The following is a 1,023-nucleotide window of genomic DNA, read 5'->3' on the forward strand; positions in this document are numbered from 1 at the left end:
TCCAGGGGTGCGGTGCCGTTCCAGGACGCGAACCGATCCCGGTTCCCGAACCGGTGAATGTCACCAGTATCAGCCAAAAGTCTTGCCGCGCTGGAGGGTCCGATGCCATGCAGGTCCATGAGTGTCGAGCCGCGATCGAGGACCAGTTGCCGCAGTTCCTTGTCCGCGGACCTTATCTTGCGGTCGGTTGTCTCGAGGTCCTCGATCAGTTCGACGACGAGCCGCAACCGGACTCGAGCGGCCGCATCCTGCGGACTGATCGCCGCGATCAGAGCGCGGGCTTGGTGAGAGGAGAGAAATGTTTTGGCGCCACCAGGAATCAGTTCGAGCAGGAGCCTGTGCAGGCGACATAAGGTTTCGGTGCGGGCGCGACCGAGCTCATCACGACGGTCCGCGAGCATGCCCAGAGCGATCAGGTCCGGATCGGCGGTGACACGACGCAGATTCGGTGCGTGCAAGGCCGCCAGCGCAACCGAGTGCGCGTCGACCGGATCGGTTTTGCGACCGTTTCCCGAGGCGAAGACCCGCACTTGTGCCGAGAGTTTCGCGGGCACGTCGATGACGATTTCCCCGTCGTGGACGAGACGGTGTGCCAGGTGCCGGCCGATGCCGTTGCAGCCCTCGACCGCCCAGACCCGATCAGCGAATGACTGTGTAGCGGTTCGTAGTTCCGCATACCCGGTGGCATCGGTGCCGTATCGACCGGTGGCCAGAACGCGGCCGGTCGGGTCGATGACTTCGATGGTGGCCGAGCGTTTGTGTGGATCCATTCCGATGATGACGGTCATCGCTGGTTCCTCCCGAGGTCGACTCAGTGGCGTCCGTGCGGGAGGGCACCGCTAGTTCGAGCGTGGGGCAGACCCCTCTTCAGCCACTCCCTGCACGGCACCCGCTGGGAGGCAAGCCATTAGAGAGCCACGCCAATACAGACAGCGGGCAGCCGAATATTGGGAGCCTCCCACCGGGCACCTGGATCAAATCCTGGCCGGGATCCGATCCTGACACCAGTCTCTAACTAGCCGA

General features: G+C 63.6%; 1 protein-coding gene. It reads right to left on the minus strand.

Annotated features, from left to right (window positions below; genetic code table 11):
- Nucleotides 1-788, minus strand: a 788-nt coding sequence (locus ACFRAQ_RS36865; protein WP_379107756.1) for a transposase, incomplete at its 3' end; no start/stop codon positions are given.
- Between the last annotated feature and the right edge of the window lie 235 nt (nt 789-1,023).

It is taken from the genome of Nocardia sp. NPDC056611 (assembly GCF_042792755.1).
Lineage (GTDB): Bacteria > Actinomycetota > Actinomycetes > Mycobacteriales > Mycobacteriaceae > Nocardia.